This is a genomic window from Herpetosiphon llansteffanensis, assembly GCF_003205875.1.
In the GTDB taxonomy this organism is placed as follows: domain Bacteria; phylum Chloroflexota; class Chloroflexia; order Chloroflexales; family Herpetosiphonaceae; genus Herpetosiphon; species Herpetosiphon llansteffanensis.
The window spans coordinates 1-18,301 of sequence record NZ_PUBZ01000150.1 but is presented as its reverse complement, the minus strand read 5'-3'; the positions used below and the strand labels follow the sequence as shown (position 1 = coordinate 18,301).

At 56.5% G+C, this 18,301-nt stretch carries 13 protein-coding genes and 1 pseudogene; 1 reads left to right on the top strand and 13 read right to left on the bottom strand.

Going from position 1 to position 18,301, the window contains the following annotated elements:
• Positions 1 to 401: 401 nt before the first annotated feature.
• The 4 genes and pseudogenes from C5S61_RS24375 to C5S61_RS24360 all read right to left on the bottom strand — a co-directional run.
• Positions 402 to 1,439, bottom strand: coding sequence for a hypothetical protein (locus C5S61_RS24375; protein WP_110519824.1), 1,038 nt, complete (start codon positions 1,437 to 1,439; stop codon positions 402 to 404).
• Between the two features lie 692 nt (positions 1,440 to 2,131).
• The gene (locus C5S61_RS24370) at positions 2,132 to 4,684 is read right to left on the bottom strand and encodes a right-handed parallel beta-helix repeat-containing protein (RefSeq protein WP_110519822.1); all 2,553 of its coding nucleotides are present in this window, start codon (positions 4,682 to 4,684) and stop codon (positions 2,132 to 2,134) included.
• 154 nt (positions 4,685 to 4,838) lie between these two features.
• Entirely contained in the window at positions 4,839 to 6,110 is a 1,272-nt protein-coding gene (locus C5S61_RS24365) for a serine hydrolase domain-containing protein (protein WP_110519820.1), read from the bottom strand.
• A gap of 888 nt (positions 6,111 to 6,998) precedes the next feature.
• A pseudogene (locus C5S61_RS24360) lies at positions 6,999 to 7,994 on the bottom strand (IS256 family transposase); the annotation flags it as partial.
• A gap of 148 nt (positions 7,995 to 8,142) precedes the next feature.
• On the opposite strand from C5S61_RS24360, the gene C5S61_RS27370 reads away from it, so the two are divergent.
• Positions 8,143 to 8,469, top strand: coding sequence for an SUMF1/EgtB/PvdO family nonheme iron enzyme (locus C5S61_RS27370; RefSeq protein WP_110519818.1), 327 nt, complete (start codon positions 8,143 to 8,145; stop codon positions 8,467 to 8,469).
• Positions 8,470 to 8,580: 111 nt separating this feature from the next.
• On the opposite strand, the gene C5S61_RS24350 is transcribed toward C5S61_RS27370, so the two are convergent.
• From C5S61_RS24350 to C5S61_RS24315, 9 genes are all read right to left on the bottom strand, one after another.
• On the bottom strand, positions 8,581 to 9,861 hold the full coding sequence (locus tag C5S61_RS24350; protein ID WP_110519816.1) for an exo-alpha-sialidase: 1,281 nt from the start codon (positions 9,859 to 9,861) through the stop codon (positions 8,581 to 8,583).
• Complete coding sequence (locus C5S61_RS24345) at positions 9,858 to 10,559, bottom strand: hypothetical protein (protein WP_110519814.1); 702 nt, start codon at positions 10,557 to 10,559, stop codon at positions 9,858 to 9,860. Before C5S61_RS24345 ends, C5S61_RS24350 begins: the two co-directional genes overlap by 4 nt.
• A gap of 18 nt (positions 10,560 to 10,577) precedes the next feature.
• A complete protein-coding gene (locus tag C5S61_RS24340) occupies positions 10,578 to 11,411 on the bottom strand; it encodes a C40 family peptidase (RefSeq protein WP_240614564.1) in 834 nt (277 codons plus the stop codon).
• A 293-nt stretch (positions 11,412 to 11,704) separates the two neighbouring features.
• Positions 11,705 to 12,931, bottom strand: coding sequence for a hypothetical protein (locus C5S61_RS24335; protein ID WP_240614563.1), 1,227 nt, complete (start codon positions 12,929 to 12,931; stop codon positions 11,705 to 11,707).
• Between the two features lie 124 nt (positions 12,932 to 13,055).
• The gene (locus tag C5S61_RS24330) at positions 13,056 to 13,814 is read right to left on the bottom strand and encodes a hypothetical protein (protein WP_110519807.1); all 759 of its coding nucleotides are present in this window, start codon (positions 13,812 to 13,814) and stop codon (positions 13,056 to 13,058) included.
• On the bottom strand, positions 13,811 to 14,749 hold the full coding sequence (locus C5S61_RS24325) for a replication-relaxation family protein (protein WP_110519804.1): 939 nt from the start codon (positions 14,747 to 14,749) through the stop codon (positions 13,811 to 13,813). Before C5S61_RS24325 ends, C5S61_RS24330 begins: the two co-directional genes overlap by 4 nt.
• Positions 14,750 to 14,985: 236 nt before the next feature.
• Entirely contained in the window at positions 14,986 to 17,700 is a 2,715-nt protein-coding gene (locus C5S61_RS24320; RefSeq protein WP_205701476.1) for a hypothetical protein, read from the bottom strand.
• A complete protein-coding gene (locus C5S61_RS26970; protein ID WP_164689762.1) occupies positions 17,693 to 17,830 on the bottom strand; it encodes a hypothetical protein in 138 nt (45 codons plus the stop codon). The genes C5S61_RS24320 and C5S61_RS26970 overlap by 8 nt, the downstream gene beginning before the upstream one ends.
• Positions 17,830 to 18,153: a hypothetical protein gene (locus C5S61_RS24315; protein WP_110519802.1), complete on the bottom strand. Its 324-nt coding sequence runs from the start codon at positions 18,151 to 18,153 to the stop codon at positions 17,830 to 17,832. The genes C5S61_RS26970 and C5S61_RS24315 overlap by 1 nt, the downstream gene beginning before the upstream one ends.
• Positions 18,154 to 18,301 lie beyond the last annotated feature (148 nt).

The window sequence follows — 18,301 nt, the reverse complement described above, 5'->3', positions numbered from 1 at the left end:
GTACTCACACGGCTTGCGGCCCTCATCCAGCGCTGGGCGACGACGAACAAACGGCATCAGCCACCAACCACGGCGCAGCGCTTACGGGCAGTTACGGCATCATGAACAATAAGCTTGATGCGCATGGGGAAACGCAAATTGTCCCAGTTTTATAGACCAAATAAATGTGTTTCTTGGAGTGAATATGATGCTACGACGGAAGATGATGGAAAATATACCAAGAACTGCCAGCTTGCTCTTGCCTTATCGGCAAATCTATGCATTTTGGATGCTAAACTCACTGATGATGAAGGTTGAAATACCAACAAGATTGATTATTGGTTGTTCAATCGGGAGTATACCACGCTAATCGAGTTTGTGAAGACCTTTTGTGACTCAAAATATTGATAATAATAGAGTCTCTAAAGATCTCCTTTCCTCATATCTGGCATTGCAACGTTTCCCTCCAGCAACATCAAAATATCGTCTGATTCATAGCCAAGGATTCGCCCAACCTGTTTGATATACATTGCTTCCGTGATATGAATACCTCCATGTCGCTGTGCCAGCGCAACCAGATCAATTAACAGTCCGAGCGAGGCATCAGGGTCGTCAATAAAGCGAGTATAATCAACCAAGCGTGGCTCGTCGGAGATCAGACTTTGATGGATATCAGCAAGCATGGCCGGATCAAACTCGCTATGCATCAGTATCGTGTCGATAAATGCTAACTCGGACGGCGCACGATCGCGGTCGATCGTCACTAAGTTGATGAGCGCATCGATCTTGATGCGCTCCAACGATGGCAGTGTCGTTGCTTTTGGGTGCAATGGATCTGCAACCGGCGTATCTGCAGTGATCACAATTGGGCAACTCAGCAGACTATTTGCTTTTTTACCAACCTGCATGGTGGTATATCTTGACCAAGCAGCCATTGCAACTGCACCAAGGCCAGGGAGCCATTTGCTGATCTGAGAACTCAGGGCTTGTTGGGCCACTTTTCTGCCAATGAGGCTGCTGACCTGCGTAAAGATGTGTGTAGATGCCTTCCGAATAAGTAACCGCCCTCCCTGATCCGCCAAGACACCCATAGTCCCGACACCGAGCGACGACGCCAAGACACCCGCCAATACCTCTTCTTTAAGATCATGTGACTGCCCATGGGCGACACCGATATCGTAGATTAACCGGAGTTGGTTACGCAAGACCAGGATTACCTCTGGTAGTGCCGTAAGCATACCGAGTGGACCAGGCACGAGGCTACTACTTGCGGCAACAACCGCATTTTTGATACTATAGGCTGCAATGATCTGCGGAACGATATCTGGCCTAGGAACGAGGAGGTTGTGTTCGGAATCTTGGCGGTGCCGCTCAGCCAAGACCATCCAAAATAGCTTTTGTACGGTTTCCGTAAGCATGGCTTGCACCTTCCATGGAATGTTGGCGTCAGCATTGGTCATATATCCCTCCTTATAAAACATTTTCCGCGTATAATGACGAATCGTTATTCCGTCTCAATGGATTTTGAAGTATTATTTACTGTAGATGGCGTTGAATAGACCTTCAAAATTTTAAAAAGCAACCACTTATTTGGAAATAAAAACAAGTATTAAACCAATGATTCCAGTGTAAATATCGGTATGTTGAATGCTGCTAATCCACTATCCTTATCGCTGTTAGCGAAAACATCGCTACCGATTCGTAAATCAATCAAGTTTACAAAGGTCTTCATAGTAGATTGTTTCAGGAATGTTGAAGATCTTATTAGGTTCGCAGAGGGTTAATCAAGTAAAGCGGACACGCTGTCAGGATAGCGTCTAAAACCATTGAAAACAAGTGTCAAGAAAAAACAAAACAACCCTATATTGACGCTGAATTGAGGGAAATCTGACATCAGGAATGGGTATACCTCAAACTGACAGATACTCAGTGAGGCAGCCAGTTAATGTGCTCATAGACGAGCGTGCAAAAAGCTGGTATCAACGGGTCTCAGATGTTGACGGATCAGTCGCGCTGTCGTTTATCATACCGTTTCACACCCCAACTTTTTGCACGCTCCATCCATTGTCATACCCTACACGAACGGTGTCGTAATTGGTGCTATTTACCTGTGAGTAGGGCGGATAGCGAAGGACTATCTGCCCCAAAATCTCTAGCGCGTAACATATGGCATAGCGACCTTAAAGGTGTTAAGTCCATCCGGTAGGAGAATAGTCGGAGTACTGCCATCTGACTCACGGGGCCGCTCAAGCGCGGATGGAAGGAGATTAAACTCGATGCTGGCACGTTCTATCTGTCGCTCGCGGAAATGGTGCTGGATTCCCATGACAGAGCTCGCGATCATCGTATACAGACCTGGGTCAGCGCCATTGGTATCAAGGATAATCGTAAAGCGACCAAGCCCATTGGTAGGTACGCTCGTAAGGAGTCGCCCGTTGGCACTCAGCGTTACGGTTGAACTGATAGCAAAGTTATAGCCATTAAGAGTAAAGAGACTCCCTGGTAGACCAGTCGGATAATTGATTGTGAGGTACGGTTGGGCGACATCGACATTCCCAGCACAGTCGGGAGCAACCGTACGCCACGGGCTATATGTCACATTGCCTAGGACTGCATCACCGCTCCCAGGACCGAGGCTACTGGGGCCACTCGGATGACCCCACCAGAGATCAGTAGCCTTAAGCGCCGATGCGCCACTGCGTGATAGGCCGTACATAACATTATTCGTGAGTGATGCACGCAACAGGGTCACGAGGCTGGGATTACTGGTATCAACCAAGATGCCGCCGTTATCGTTGTTATCGACCTCAATGCATGAGGCGGTTACCCGTCCAGCACTGATCTCGAGACCCTGCGCGTTCGATGTCTCAAAGCGGGTACGCTGAATCACAAAGTCACCAGCAATGTCAACCCCATCGATATCGAGTCCGTCAGACTCATTCTGGCGGAAGATGCTATTAACCACCGATGCTTTCGTAACGCGAGCGTTCGCTCCATCGCTGGCGCTTTCTTCGATAAGCACTGTATCCAGGGCAATCGTGCCCCCAGTGATGTAGAGCATGCTGGTTGTATTGCCACCGCCATAGCGCATAAGAACATTTGACATTTTGGTAACATTACCCGTATCCAACCAGACATATCGCCAGTCGCCCCGTGCTGGACTTGTAGCGGTGCCATCGTCATTGGTATCGCCACCAATACTATCGTCGCGAAGGCTGGTAAAGGTGATAGGGTTTGCCGCAGTACCTTGGGCATTGAATGTTCCGTCAACCGTAATGCGTGCATCAAGATCAAGTTTTACTATCGTGCCGGGTGCTAAGGTGAACACTTTGCCCGTATTGACATTGAGATTCGTGGCGATACCTAGGACACACCCGGGATGATTGAGCGTCGTTGAGGATGCGATGTTGCCGGTTAAGGTCATCATGTCATAGCCATTGTTCTCACAGCTATTATTGGTAAGTTGCCACGTTGCGAGCGTGGTTACCTCTATCGAGGCGGCGACAAAAGCATTCTGTTCAAACCGGGTATTGCTGATCGTGAGCAGCGTCGGCGAGGTTGAACGAAAGCCCCGCGATGCGCTCTGCATAATCTCCGTATTATCAATTTCAACGGTTCCTCCAGACGCATACAACATCGAGCCAAAGGTACTATCGCCTCCGTAATAGAATCGGGCATACTTTATTTTGCTCACCGACCCTGTATCAACCCAGAGACGTTGCCAGTCGCCTCGTGCTGGGCTGGTCGCAGTCCCATCCCCATTACTGTCACCACCAATACTGTCATCACGCAGACTCGTGAACGTAATAGGATTTGCCGCCGTGCCCAATGCGTTAAGAATGCCATCAATATTGAAATAGGCATCAAGATCAAATTTGATGATTGTTCCTGGCGCAAGGGTGAATATCGTTCCTGCATTGAGGGTTAATGCCGTAATACCAAGCACACAGCCAGGATGGTTAAGCGCTGTTGTAGTCGCGATATTGCCACTTAACCAAATCATATTGTAGCCATTATTTATGCAACTATTGTTGGTAAACTGCCATGTTGCTAAGGTCGTGACGGATATTGAGGCTGCCGAACTTGTATTACTCTCAAACCGGGTATTGCTGATCGTGAGCAGCGTCGGCGAGGTTGAACGAAAACCTCGTGAGCCACTGTGGGTAATCTCCGCGTTATCAATCTCAACGGTTCCTCCAGACGCATACAACATCGAGCCAAAGGTACTATTGCCTCCACCATAGCGGAACCGGACGTACTTGATGTTGCTCACCGATCCTGTGTCAACCCAGAGATGTTGCCAGTCGCCCCGTGCTGGGGCCGTGGCAGAGCCATCGCCGTTGGTATCACCGCCAACACTATCATCACGCAAACTCGTGAAGGTAATTGGGTTAGCGCTCGTTCCTTGTGTAATCAGGGTTCCATCAACATTCATATAGCCGCCCAACGCAAATTTCACGATCACACCAGGCTGGATCGTAAGAACAATGTTACTCGCGAGCGTAACCCCCGTGTTTACCGTGTAGATATTGCCAGTCGTCCAAGTCGTATTAGCGCTGATAGTGCCGCTGACCGGGATGATAGCTTGTGGTACGGTCGGGGATTGGGTCGGACGGGTGGCCCACGAGGCATTCGGTGTGATAACGAGCACAACACTACCCAGAAGGATGGTCACAATCCACGCGAACGATGAAAATCGATTCATGGTGGCTCCTTGATAAGATACGATAGGCTCATGAAATCAATCGACGTTGTCCGAGAAGAGAATGGGCGTTTTTCTCAGATGCGGTGCTGGTGCATGAACTTGCTTTCTCATGCAGGAATAACGATCCGCGACTCATGCACTCCAATCAACACTCCTATTTTCGTGACATTGGCAGAAACGTTTTGTTCGGCTGTAAATCCTCGGTAGGACATACGGGACTGGCTGCGGTTGGCCAGCTACTAACTTGCGCGTATATGGTATCCATCGTGCTTCTGAATCCAGCGATATCAATCTGATTCCCTGTTCCATTGATATCACTGTTGAACATGATGACAAAACTATCGTCGTTACTCCATTGACGGGCGAGGGTTCGGACACCAGGGTGTCGCCCAGTATGATTATAACGGCCACGGTTAATACCAGGCTGTTTGGGTTGACCATCAATCCAATAAGCATTTAAGAAACGCGCATAGGCACACGATGTTGCAATAATGCCACCATTCGCATCCCGCCCTTCCATATAGAGACCACCGTCAGGACAAAGAACCGATTCCGTAGGATTGAAAACATTGGGACACATATAGGGATAGTCATACCATGGTTCGCGTGGATTACGATATTGGGGGAGCGTGCGCCCAAGCTCGATTTCAGTCGCAGGAATATCCAGGGGAAGAAAGATGGAGCGTTGGATATACTCGGTATATGACGTTCCCATGAGTTTTTCAATCACCATACCCAAAAGCATATACCCATAATTCGAATATGCATAGGTACTTCCAGGGGTATAGTTCAGTGGCCAACCATGCATATACTGGACAAGTTGTGTTTTCGTTGGTGGGCTTGGTACACCCATTTCAGCGGCAATCGCAATATGTTCAGATAATGGATCAAACGTTAAGTCCCGATCCCATCCACCGCGATGATCGAGCAAATGTTGAATCGTAATATCATCAAGTCGCGCATCCGGAGTTTCGCCAGGCAGGGGTGGGATCGATAACAAACAGTTGGGGGAACTATTCGATCCGATGCAAAAAACTTTGGATTGATAGGAGAGGAGACCCGCACGAACGAGGGTGCGGATCGTCGCCGCAGTAATCGGCTTCGTGATGCTGGCCAGTCGCATTAACGCATTAGGTGGCATTAAAACGCTGCGATCTTTGGTTAACCATCCATAGCCACGCACAAAAACCGTAACACCATTATAGGTTATTGCAAGACTTGCTGCATCAATCCCATTCTGTTCCATAAAGGTAACAACCGCAGTATCAAAGGACGTAAGCGTGGGGACAGCGGGGCCAGAGATAGGAATCACTCCTTGGAATGTGGTCGCCAACGCCGGTTCTGGGGCGCGTGTGGGAATCGCGAGCAAGAGACTCAGGACTATCACAGTCATCAGTGGACGGGAGAATACGGAGAATCGATTCATGGCAACTCCTTGGTCAATACATCGCAGTACAACCGATAGATGCCGTCAGCGGAAAAGGTGGATTGATTATCGATGGATTCTCTCGTGCCCAGCACCTCCTCTCAAACGCGTAGTTCTCCTGTTGATGTATCACAATTCATGAATATGCTTATCAGATGCATCGAAACAGGATAGCGTGAACAACTGCGCATTTTTCATGATTAAATAGCATCTTCATGGCACGATTTATCATAATTTGGATAGCATCAATCGTTGGGAAAAACGATAGCACAAAAATATGGTATGGAAAAGGGTGATTTTTTGGAGCAAACTCCTTCCTTGGCCAATTATTCTCAAACGTGGCATATCCCTACGTCTTCTGTAGATACATTTCTTCGCGATTTTTGGCATGGATAGCACAAAAATCACCTTCATGGGTGAGACGTATACGCTCGCACAGAACGACGCTCATCGTCGATTGACCGTCGCCTGCCGGAACCGTCGCTGGCACCATGCGCTCGCGCTCGTCAGGCGCTTTTTCGTTGGCTCGTAAACAATTCATTCCATAATTTTGTAAGACTTAAGAACGAATGTTGATGCAATCGACCTGCACCCTCGCTCGGTATTATTTAGCACACCCGTTCGCTACCTATTTTCGGGGCTAGCTGGGTTGCTACGCTCAATTCCCTCGCCTGACCAATGACATGATTGATTCCTCGCATAATCAATTATGCGCCCGCAGCGAACGGATCGCCCACGCAAAACAGCCTGACTGACATCCACGAGGTGGTTTGTCAAGAAGTGTGCAAAATCAATCTAGCCAGGCATGCGAATTTTACGAAGCTGGAGCGTCCGAACGACCGCATAAAAGAGTAATAAACAACTGCCTTCATTCCGAAACGCGGTCGCCATTTTTTTGCTGCGCTTCTTGACCTCCTCGAAGGTGCGTTCAATGATGTTCGATGTCCGGATATTCACCCAATGCCCCTCAGGATAGGCATAAAAGGTCAAACAGGCATCCCAATCGCGTTGCATGCAGCGGATCGCTGATGGGTACTGACGCTCATATTTGGCCATAAACGCCGCTGCCGCTTGGTCGGCCTGTGCTCGGTCGGGCTGATAGAAAATCGTCCGCAGCTCCGCATGGAGCGCATCGCGGTATTTTTCGGGAACGTGGCTTTCGATGTTGCTCATTTTGTGCACGACACAGCGCTGGCGCTGCGACGCGGGAAACTTCGCCGCAATCGCGTTCAGCATCGCCTGATGCCCATCGGTAATCCAGAGATCAACCGTTGCTACCCCGCGATCTTTGATATCCGCCAACAGGCTTTCCCACGCGCCTTGGTTTTCCCGCTCGCCCGTCGTGAAGGCAATCACCTCGCGCTGGCCATCCGGCGTGATCCCAATCAGCGCCAAAATGGGCATTTTCTGGCCTTGGCCGTTATAGATGACACTGAAATAGGTGCCATCGGCGAAGGCATAGCAGTACCGTGGCGGCAACGGACGTGCTTGCCAGGCCTGAAACTCGTCATCAAGCGTATGAAACACCCGCGAGACGGTTGAGGGACTGGGTGCGTTGCCCGTTAAGTGCTCAACCACCGTGCCAACGGCGGTTTGGCTGACCCCGCCGACAAACATATCCTGCATGAGCGTATCCACATCGTGCATGCGGCGCTGGTAGCGGTCAAACAACTAGGTTCGAAAGCCGCCACGGGTGCGCGGGACGGGCAAGTCCTCGATCACGCCAGCGGTCGTGCCAAGCGTGCGCGAGCGATGCCCCGCGCGGTGATCACGCCGCTCGTCAGTGCGTTCATAGGGCTGCGCACCGATGAAGGCGGCCACTTCGTCTTCCAAAATGTCGATGAACGTGGCGCGAATCGCCTGCCGAATCTGGTGCTGCACCATCTGCTGGAAGGTGGCGTGGGCTTCAGCTTGACCGATCACGGGCGAATGGGTATGCTTCTTGCTGGGAGTCATGGTGGTCCTTTCCTTGGTCTGTTGCATTTCCAAGTATAGTCCACCTGGCTCTCGTTAATTTTGCACCACTTTCGTTATACCACCTCCAACCACACCGGAGCATGCGGTCTACGATTGGAATGAAGAAAATCGTCCTTTATCTATTGGCGTAGGACTGCTAGGAGAAGCAGCGTGTGGAGCACTGGATAGTGTCGGCAATTTGTGGGAGTGGACAGCCACACCCTATGAGAAGAATGGTGGCGATGTGCAGCAGGTGCTTGCGGATAGTGATGACCCCATGGTGCTGCGGGGGGGGGCATATTATCAAAATAGAACAAAGATTCTCTGTGCAGCGCGTGACAGGCTTCTTCCCAAAGGTGGATATGACCAAGGATTTCGTTGTATTCTGGCCCCTCGTTCTTAGGTACTGTATGCTGAATTCGAGGAGGTTGACCTATGCCACAGAAAAGCAATGCCGCTAAAGGATTGATTTGTACGATAATCAATCCTTCAGTGGTGTTTTCTTGCTCCTTCATCACGGCGCATCCATCCGCGCGAGCGTCGGAATCCGCACCGTCGTGGCCATGGCCTCACTCGTGGTCACAAACCCCGCTTGGGTTGCGTTAATATGCAGAAAGTCACTGGGGATGAACTGCCCGACCCACGCCATATGCGCCTGCATGCCGTGCGTCACCACGACTGCTCCCGCCTGCGCCGTATGGGGTTGGGCCATCGTAATCGGTGTCCACGGTTCAGCCCACTGGCTTTCCCACGCACTGGCCACGTGCAGCTTGTCCCGCGCGACCCGACTGAGGCAGAGCTGCGCCCGATGGCTGCCAAAGGGACGGTCGGGAAAGCGACAGGTCGTCAGGAGCATGATCATGTTCGTTTGTGGGTTGTGGAGCAGCGGGTTGGCTTCGACAATCATCGAGGACGGCGTACTCAGCCGCGTCACCTGCCATCCATCATTCAACGTTGAACTGGCCAGCCACAGCACCCGCGCACCATATTCTTCATGCATGACCACGAGTTGTTCTCCAACGGCACTCAGCGCTAACGCATGCGGCGTGGCACTGGCAATGGTCTGCGGTTGCCATGTGCGGCCATCCATGCTATTCGCCAGCTGCACGCCACCCGCCATGCCCTGGGCAATGACGAGCTGGGGCAACCCTCCCTGATCCGTGCGTACCGCGTCCCGCTGCCACACCGCCACCACCGCGCTGGAGCTGCTTGGCAATGGATTAGCCAACAGCCACGACCCACTGCCTGCGGTGCGTTCGCTGGCGATGGTGAGCGTAAACTGGCTGCCACGGCGGGTGAGCAGTGCCAGCACGGCGCGACCATCGGGCAGGATTGCCAGCTGGGCCACACTGGCGCGAACTGGCCAGTCCGGTGCGCGCCACGTTGCCCCACTATCGCGGCTTTCCCACAGCCGCACTGTTCCAGCAAGGGTTGCCGCGACAATAATCCGTCCTTGGCGTGCGGTGATCGCGGTGGGGCCAGCGCTGGGTTCGCCCTGCCACAATCGCCGTTCATAGCGGTCGCCTGCGCGGGTCACGCCTTGGACAATCAGCGCACTGTGACTGGCATTGGCCATAAACTCGCTCGCCCGCAGGTAACTGGTATGGGCATAGCCCTGCTCATCGAGCGCGGTGGCCAATCCACGGATCACGCCGATATCCCGGCCCAGCGAGCGCGGGGTATCAAACGCCCATCCGGCAGCGGACGGGGTGACGGTCGGCGTTTGGGCCGTGGTGGCTGCTGGTGTCAAAAGACACACGAGCAAAATAAGCAGGAACAGACTCCGCCACATCATCGCACCACCCCCATGCGTCCGCGCCACGACCACAGGCCCAACAGCATGACCCCCACAATCGCCACGAGGGGCAGCCACGTCGTCCATGGGCGCGCTGCTGGTGGCGTAGGTGGGCTACCCGGCAAGATCGCCAGCACGGGCTGACTGCTGGTCGGAACGGCACTGGGCACGCTCGTGGGTGGTGCGACTAGCAGGGTCGTTGGCAGGAGCGCCTCACTGGTTGGCAGCTGCGCGACCTCAGCGGTGGCGGTTTGGGCCGCCAGCACGGTTCCGGTCGCAGGCGGCGCTAAGGCTGCGGTCGGGTCATCGGCTTGGGTTGGGCCACCCGCCCAATCTTGCTCCAGCGCGTGATGGGCCACTCCGGTCACCGGGTCGATCTGCACGGTAAATGTGGTCAGACCCACAACCGACTGGATGGGATAGCCGCCTGCATAGGGTGCTTCCCACGGAATCACACGGCCATCCGCAGCGGCCAGCGTGACGACCACGCGATCGGCGGGGAGTGTGACAACGGCCACACCCTGCGCGTCGCTGGTCACACTGATCGGTTGGCCACCGATCGGCGTAAAGGTGATCACCACGCCTACCACGGGATGCATCGTGGTCGCATCTTGAACCCGTACGGTCAGCGGGGTCGTTTGGGCAAACGTGCTGTATGGATGCATAAGCAGTATGAGCACAAGAATGAACCAACGCATAGAACGACTCCTTCTAGACTAACGATAGGGATTCACGAAATAGCCAGCACCCCATAAACGGGGCGTGCCATCCGGCCATGGCGCAACGAGCCATGGCTTGGTCAGCCAATTGTCCTCAATCCGAATGCCCCACGCCGGACTCAGCGCGTGCACGAGATCCGGTGTGCCATTGCCATTGAAATCCCCAATGTACATGCCGACATGGGTTGGTGGGCTGCTGAAGCGGCTGCTATCGGTGTGAAAAAAGACCAGATCGCCAGGGCGCAATTCGCTGATGCCAATCCGCTGAATCTGCGCGCTCTGCCACATGGCCTGCGAGGTGCGCGGCACGGCCAATCCGACACTGCCATAGGCCGCATACATCAGCCCCGAACAATCAAAGCCGCCTTCGGCCTCGCTTTCGCCACCCCACACATAGGGCCACGCCAGCTTGCTGACGGTATAGGCCACCAGCGGATTCGTGCCCGGTGGCACGGCGATGGGTGTCCCGTTAATAGGCGCGCCTGGTCCACCGCCTGCGGGTATCGTCGGGAACGGGACGCGGGCAATATTGCCTGCACAGGTTGGGTCACGGCGATTCTGCACCACGATCACGCCATCAGTGGGCTGTTCACGCAAGAGTGCATCGCTCGGCGTGCGGTACACCAGCACAAACACGGGCTTGCCCACGGGGGTACGGATGGGAATCTGGCCGCGCCAAGGCAAACCTGCTTCCAGCCGCGTCGGCAGGGTAATGGCGGCGGTGGCCAGTGTGGCCGTGTCGGTCGTCCACCAGCCGCGTGCACCTTGTCCGGCATCCTGCTCCACCTCGCGGATCACGACTTGGGCGGCCAGATCAAGTGGTAACGACACCGCGCTGGTGAGTTCGAGGTCAACCCAGTGCAGCTGTCCGCCGCCTATTGCGTCGGGAGCCGTCTCGCCGTCGGTGATGGCATGCACCGTCACGCGCATGCCGTTACTCACAATATCTTGGCCCAGCATAAACTGGTCACGGTGATAGTAGGGCGTGACCGTGGGCATGGCGGCAATCGCCGTGGGATCGCCTGCCATGACTGGGGTCGGACACCACCACTGGGGCTTGCCTGTGATGGTATTGGGAGAGGTCGCCGGAAGCGGGCGACCTCCACAACTGCTGAGTAGAATAATTATGACAAGTCCGATGCTGGCGAGTCGGAAACGGGTGGGCATAGTGCCTGTTCCTCCATCCATGTGGCGACGAGTGTCCAGCGCTCGCGGTGGCGCAGCTGCGTCTTGGCCTCATCGGGCACGCCTGTGAGCGCAAAGTGGTGATTGCCTAAAATCCGGTGTTTGACATGCAGCTCGACTTCCGTCTGAATGCGCATGCCCGTGGCGAGCGTGGGCAGTACCTCGGCGACCGTGATGGGCACGAGCAACGGCACAATCTGGTGCTCGATGCGCTGGCCACGCGCGGGTGGTGGTCGATCAAAGGCTTCGGTCACGCGCATGAGCACCACCAGCTCCTGCTGGCGGTCAAAGCGGTAGCGTGTGGTGGGCTGGGTAATGATGCCCGTCACGGTGCCCGACAACTGGCCAATCAAATATTGCTGGCGACTGGCATCACCGCGTGTGAGGGCTGCACTGCCGACCAAGACATAGGGCTGGGTCTGGAACATGCCGCCAAACTCACTCGTGCGAGCATAGCGGCCATCAAAGTGAGTACGGACGACCAAGCGGCCACTCACGGTCAGCATGCGCCCCGGCTGAAACGCGGCATTGAGGCTGGCGGCATCGCGCGGCACCAGCATCACGACGGTCGAGATCTGGGGCAGGACCGTATCATCGCTCTGCACCTGGTCATAAATGGCCACGGTGTAGCGATTGAACGCGCCGCCTGCCGTGGGCCGCACGACCGTCACCGGATCATTGGTGGCGCGCCCAACCACGGTTATATGGTTGGTTCCCCAGCGATCCGCGTGGGGCGCAAAGGCCTCGAAGGTCGAGCGGGCGCGGGGTAGGCGCGGGCCACCATACCGTGGGCGTTCGGGCTGAACGATGGGCGCAGCCAGTCCCGTTGGGGGTGGCGTGCTGGGTTCGGTTGGTCGCATCGTGATGGATTCCACCCGATGGCGATCGGGCTGACGCGGTGTGGCAGGATTGACCACCACGGGCTGCGGCGCTGTGTCCATGCTGCGCTCGGCGACAACTGGTATGGCCACGGGCGATTGAATTGGCGCATGCGGCAGGTGCGTGGGCATCGGCTCCACGGCGCGTGGAATCACGACCGTGATGGGCGGTGTCTCGACGATTGGCGCGGCGGTAGCTGGTTCAGACACGGCGCTAGGAGCCGTATCGTCCAGCTTGATGTCCTCCTCCGGCGCTGCGGTTTCCTTGAATCCATCATTCTCTACCATACGACCTCCAAGGCGAGCAAACGTGGTGCGCCGACGGCGCGGTGGAAGCATGTGAGCGGTCATGCGAAACTCCTCTAAAACAAACTTGAGAAAAACACCCCGTTGAGAACGGACACCATGCGTGTTAGCGAGCGAGCTGGGTGATCGGGACGGGCGGCGGGATAGCCTTGCCATCAATGATGGGCTGCCACGCCACGTCCGTCCATGGGCCATCGGGCGTAGCATCACCAAGCACGATCTGCGGCCAGTGGGGAGTCCAGGCATACTCCACCACGGCCATGCGCTGCGGCGTGGTCAGAATCAGCGGAATCGGCACGGGAAAACCCCGCGTGGTGGCCAGTTCGCGATACCAGCGTGCCCGCATGGCATGCTGATCGCGCGAGACCTGTTCGTGATCGGGAACCAGCAAGTACCACGTATCCTGCTCGCGCTCACGCGGCGCGGCGGTATTCCAGCGCAGGATCGGGACGAGTGATGACGGGCGACGACGCGGGGCGCGGCGGGTGCGCAGGCCCACAATGCGGCCACCACCGCGATAGGTGTCGAGTACCGTCGTCTGAACACTGATGAGATCCGGCAGGCGTTGCGCAGTTTCGAGCAGGGCAGCGGCCATGCGAATCGGCGGCAGAATCGGATCAGCAGTCGCAGGCATGGCGGTGGCGTGGTAGCGCATCGCAATCCGTTGTCGTCCTTTGCTGATGACCGTGGCGTGCAACAGGTGCTGTTGGACGAGTGGCCGCAAGATACGCCGGATGGCTTGATCACCCTTGGTGGGAAACCAGATCCGGCCAATTGCGGTACGGTCGAGTGGCCCCAAAGCGGTGAGACCTGCGTGCAGGCTGGCGACGAGGATGGGATCGTGTGGCACACGGCATGGGGTCATGCGATCACCGCCTCAGCCCAGCTTGAGCGCAGCAAGGGAACGTTCGCATGCAGGATGCGTTCGCCCTGGATGCGTTGTTGATGCGTCCAAATCGGAGCCAGTGCGCCATGGGCATGAATCGCGTCAAAGGTGGTGCAGCGAATCGGGCCACCGGGCCAGCCGCGATCCCAGGCATCGAAGATGACCTGCTGGCGGCGTTCGGTTGGAACGGCAAAGGCGATCAATGGCCACTGAAAGCGCTTCTTCCATGAGCCAGCATCATAGAGTTCCCCATAGGAGCGGGCCTTGCCCGTAATAATGCTGGCTTCTTCCGTGCCCCGATCAATCTCGATGGCGAATAGTTCATCGATTTGCCCTTCTTGGCGGGCGACAATCAACCACGGATAACAGGACGAGCGTTCGTCGGCGTGGAGTGTGGCATTTTTCCAGCGGCGCAGCACGATAATCCCATCGGCACGGGGTCGGGCTTGCTCGCTGAGATCCATCTCAATGTAGCTACTCATGCCGACCATCCCCGGAATGGTGTCAAGGTCACGAATGATGCTGGTGACGAGATCGGCATACTCGATTTGATGCTCGGCTTGATGGCGCGGATTGAAATAGGTTGGCGCAAGCCGTTCGTTCGTTTCTTCAAGGTGGGGAAAGGATGCTTTGAGATAGTCCCAGCCCAAGGGCGTGAGGCTATAGATCCGACCATGGCGTTTCCACAGCTGATTTTTGCGCGTTCGGCGATTCGCTGGTGGGGCTTCAAAGTGTTCAATATAGGCGACTAATCCCGCTGCGCTTAAGCGATTCAGGTAAATATAGGCATTGCGCAAGGTGGTGGTTGGCCACGCAAGATGCAGGTGACGCGGAAGGAGACGACCAAGGCGGGCTAAAAGCACCAAGCATTGGGTTTCCATCGCATTCGGAGCATAGCCGGTTGAACTCTTCATCGCTTCCTTTCTCCAGCCTGAGACTGGCTGATGAACGATGTGATTGAATGTGGTGGCTTCGCGGCTGCTTAAAGAGTGCCGAGGCCACCAAATGGCCTTCGCAGCCTCTCTGGGAGCAGCTTCATGCCCCATGACGGTAGTGAAATGGTAGTGAAACCGTACTGAAACGGTAGTGAAATGGTAGTGAAATCGTCGCAATGCCGCTCCCAGCATCAACCAAATGGCTGATCGTCGTTTCATGCGCGTCGTCCTTTGCGGACGGGGACGGCTGCGGACGATGCGCTTGCCGCTGTTGGCGGCTGCGGTTGCGCGTGCTGATCTCGTGGCGCATTTTCCGTTATGTCAATTCCTGATACACCCGATGCAACGATGCGCTGCGGTGTTCCCACGCGCGAGCGTGCCCGCACGGGGCGCGTGCTTGCTGTCGTAGGCGGCGAGGGTGCTGGCGCATCCACGGCGGTTGATTGGGCTGGTTTCGTCAGCGCTGCTGGCGTTGCCTGCGGGTGCGCCTCGGTCACTATGGATGGTTTCTGCGGCTGGGCGCTCCCCGCATGGGGCGTTGGATCAGCGTCCGTTGGGGGAGCGCTGGTCGCCACAGGTGATCCATCCGTTGCCGCATGGGGCTGGATGGGCTGAATGGTTGGCGATTGGTGGCGTGCCATGGGCGCAGGAGCATGCATGCCTGGTGTTGCCGCTGTGCTCGCCGTCGGTACGCGTTCTGGTCGGGAAGCCATTGGTGTCATCGTATGCGTCTGGTGTGACCCAGCAGGCAATTCGTGCGTTGGTGGTATGGGCAATACCACGGCTGATGCACGCGTGGTGTTTGGCTGCGGAGCGGGTGCTGCGGTGGCTGTTGGAGCCATGGACACCCCATCCGGCATGACCGAGGTATCCGCATGCGCGGCACTCGTCGTGGTTCTTGCTTCCTGATCACCAGCCACCACTGACGATGCCGCAGCACCCGCGTCCTGTCGGGTCGTCGCTCCACTGGCGATCAATGGCTGCGTTGGTGGCAGATCAGCGGCTGGTGGCTGGGCTGATCGCGGCGCGGCACGCGTGGGCAGTTCTTGGGTAGGCGACACAACTGGCGGTTCGGGTGGCCGTCCCGCTGCGGTACTGCGACCTGCACCATGACCGCCCTGTGCGGGATTTTTCGAGCGGGATTGGGGCGCACGCGGCGATTGGGATGCTGGCCGAGCGGTGGCAGGGTCAGACGCGGGCGCAAACAGCCATTCCGGTGTGACTTCGTTCTCATGCACATAGGTCACCCCTGCGGCAATTGCCTTGCCCCCAATCATGGTCGTGATGGCCTGATCGGCGCGGTCAAGCTGGGTATCCGTGCGCACTTCACTGCTGCGCAGCATATGCGCTTCCGTGACCTCAATCTGGTGATCAAGCTGCTGCACGCGCTGTACGGTGCGTTGGGTCGCCTGCTGCATCCGCAATGCCAGCCCGCGTGGGTTGATCAGCGACGGCAGCGCCGACCTGGTGCTAGTTTGCGTGCTTGGTGTGTTTGTCATGCCCTGCGTCGATGGCAGCGACGTGCTTGCTGGATGCAGTTGTGGCTCGCGGGCCAAGGTGGTGGTGGCCAGCGTGGGCTGCATGGCAGCGGTATCGCTCGTGGCGGTATAGTGTCCGGTTGCGGCCACACGGGCTTCCGTCGCCGCAGCGGGCTGATCGCCGAGCAAGCGTTGCAACGGCTCGCGACTCACGACCGTGCGCACGGCGGCAAACCCCTGCCAACTCAGGCGCATGGCAAAGCGCAGCACCCGCCATTGCACCCACACAAAGAGCGGCAGCACGACGAGCATCGTCGGATAGGCCATCGCAATGCCTGGTTCGTCTGGTGTCCCAAACAGGAGAAAGGTCGCCAGATTCGTCCCGACCACCAACACCGTTTGCCAACCACTGATCGTAAAAAAGCTGCGATAGACCACCGCAACCCAGTGGCGTTGGTTCCCAAACATGCCGATCGGGGCCACGACAATCCCCAAGAGAAACAACAAGGCTCCACAGACGGTCATCAGCGCCTGGGCAAGGGTAGGCATCAGGGTCGCTAGCGCGGCAAGGATGCCTGCCACCGCGTGCAGCGTGCCAATACTGGCCGTATTCAAGGCTTCCCGACGCTTCTGCATCCCACTGGGGTCGCTGGTAAACGCGCCGCCGTACCACGGTTGGGTCGCATCAGGATAAAACAGGGCCGCAAAATCCGGTGGCAAGCCATCCAATTGGACGGTGGTACTGCCATCGGGCGTGGCATGGGTGATCCCATCAATGCCGCTGATGAGGCTTGCCCGGTCGGTACGCCAGAGCGCCAAGACTGCATCTAACGGCGCATACATCGGGTGATCGCAGCTGCGGCCACTCGTGACCATGGTGGCACAACTGGAGGCGGTTGGGGGAATGGTCAGCACCGCCGCGCGGCTGGCATAGGCCGGATTGGCGGGGTCGAAGGGGGCAACCGGATCGCCATCCTGTGCGACCGTAATCCACGCGGCGCGAATCGGGGGCAACCGATCGACAATCGATGGCAGCACCAACGCCGGAACTTGCGTGATCAGCTGAATCGTCGTCCCATACAGACTCGGCGCGCCCATGGCCAAGAGCACCATGACCAGCGTCCAGCGCACAAACGCGCGCGGCTGCACAATCTTTGCGCGCATGCCACTGCCCATCAGCATGAAGGTTAAGCCTAAGCCCAGCATGCCCAAGGCCAATGCACGACTATACCAATTGCCAATTAAGGTTGCGGTGAGCAGCTCCACCCAGCCCGGCAAGCCCAACTCCGGGGTCGCAAACGCTCCGCGCATGACCACACTCAGCACGACCGCACAGGCCTCATGCATCAGGATCAGCATGCGGGTGATCCACCACGCAGGCATGGCCAGCCAATACTGCATGACATCGAGCAGCAACCCTTTATTACTGGCATCCATTAACTGATCATTCATCCTGCTGCGCTCCTTCCTCAGCAATGACGAGGGCCATGACGGCGCGCCGATCGGGCTGGACGCGCGGTGGCACGGGATCATCCCATGGCGGAATAGCACTGATCGGCGAAATGGGGATTGGTGCATCCATTACCACAGCGCCTCCGCCGTGAGCGTGAGGGGAATCGAGTACCAGATACCGCCTTGGCTCCGGCGTTGTTTGGCCTGATGGAGTGCATGGGCCAACAAGGATGGGAAGCCGAGCCACATGCCGAGCGGGGTGTTGGCCGCTGGCGTGGCCGTCGCACCGCCATGCGCCAGATGAACTGTGACATCGAGATCCGACACATGGAGGGTGTGCATGCCCTCGGTGCGGGGCAAGACCCCATATTCCTGGCATTCCAGAACCTCGTGTAATGAGAGCACGGCACACGCGATGCCGGTTCCATCGGGCGTGGGGGCGAACAAGTCCATCGAACACCTCCAAATGAATGCAGAAGAACCCACTGCTGGCAGCATAGCGGGTTCTGACGGGCATGGTGTCGCGTCCGTGCGTGGACTGTGCGCCGTGCATGCGGCAATGCGGGGGCAATGCGGGGGGTGTGTCGGGGTTGTGCGGCGA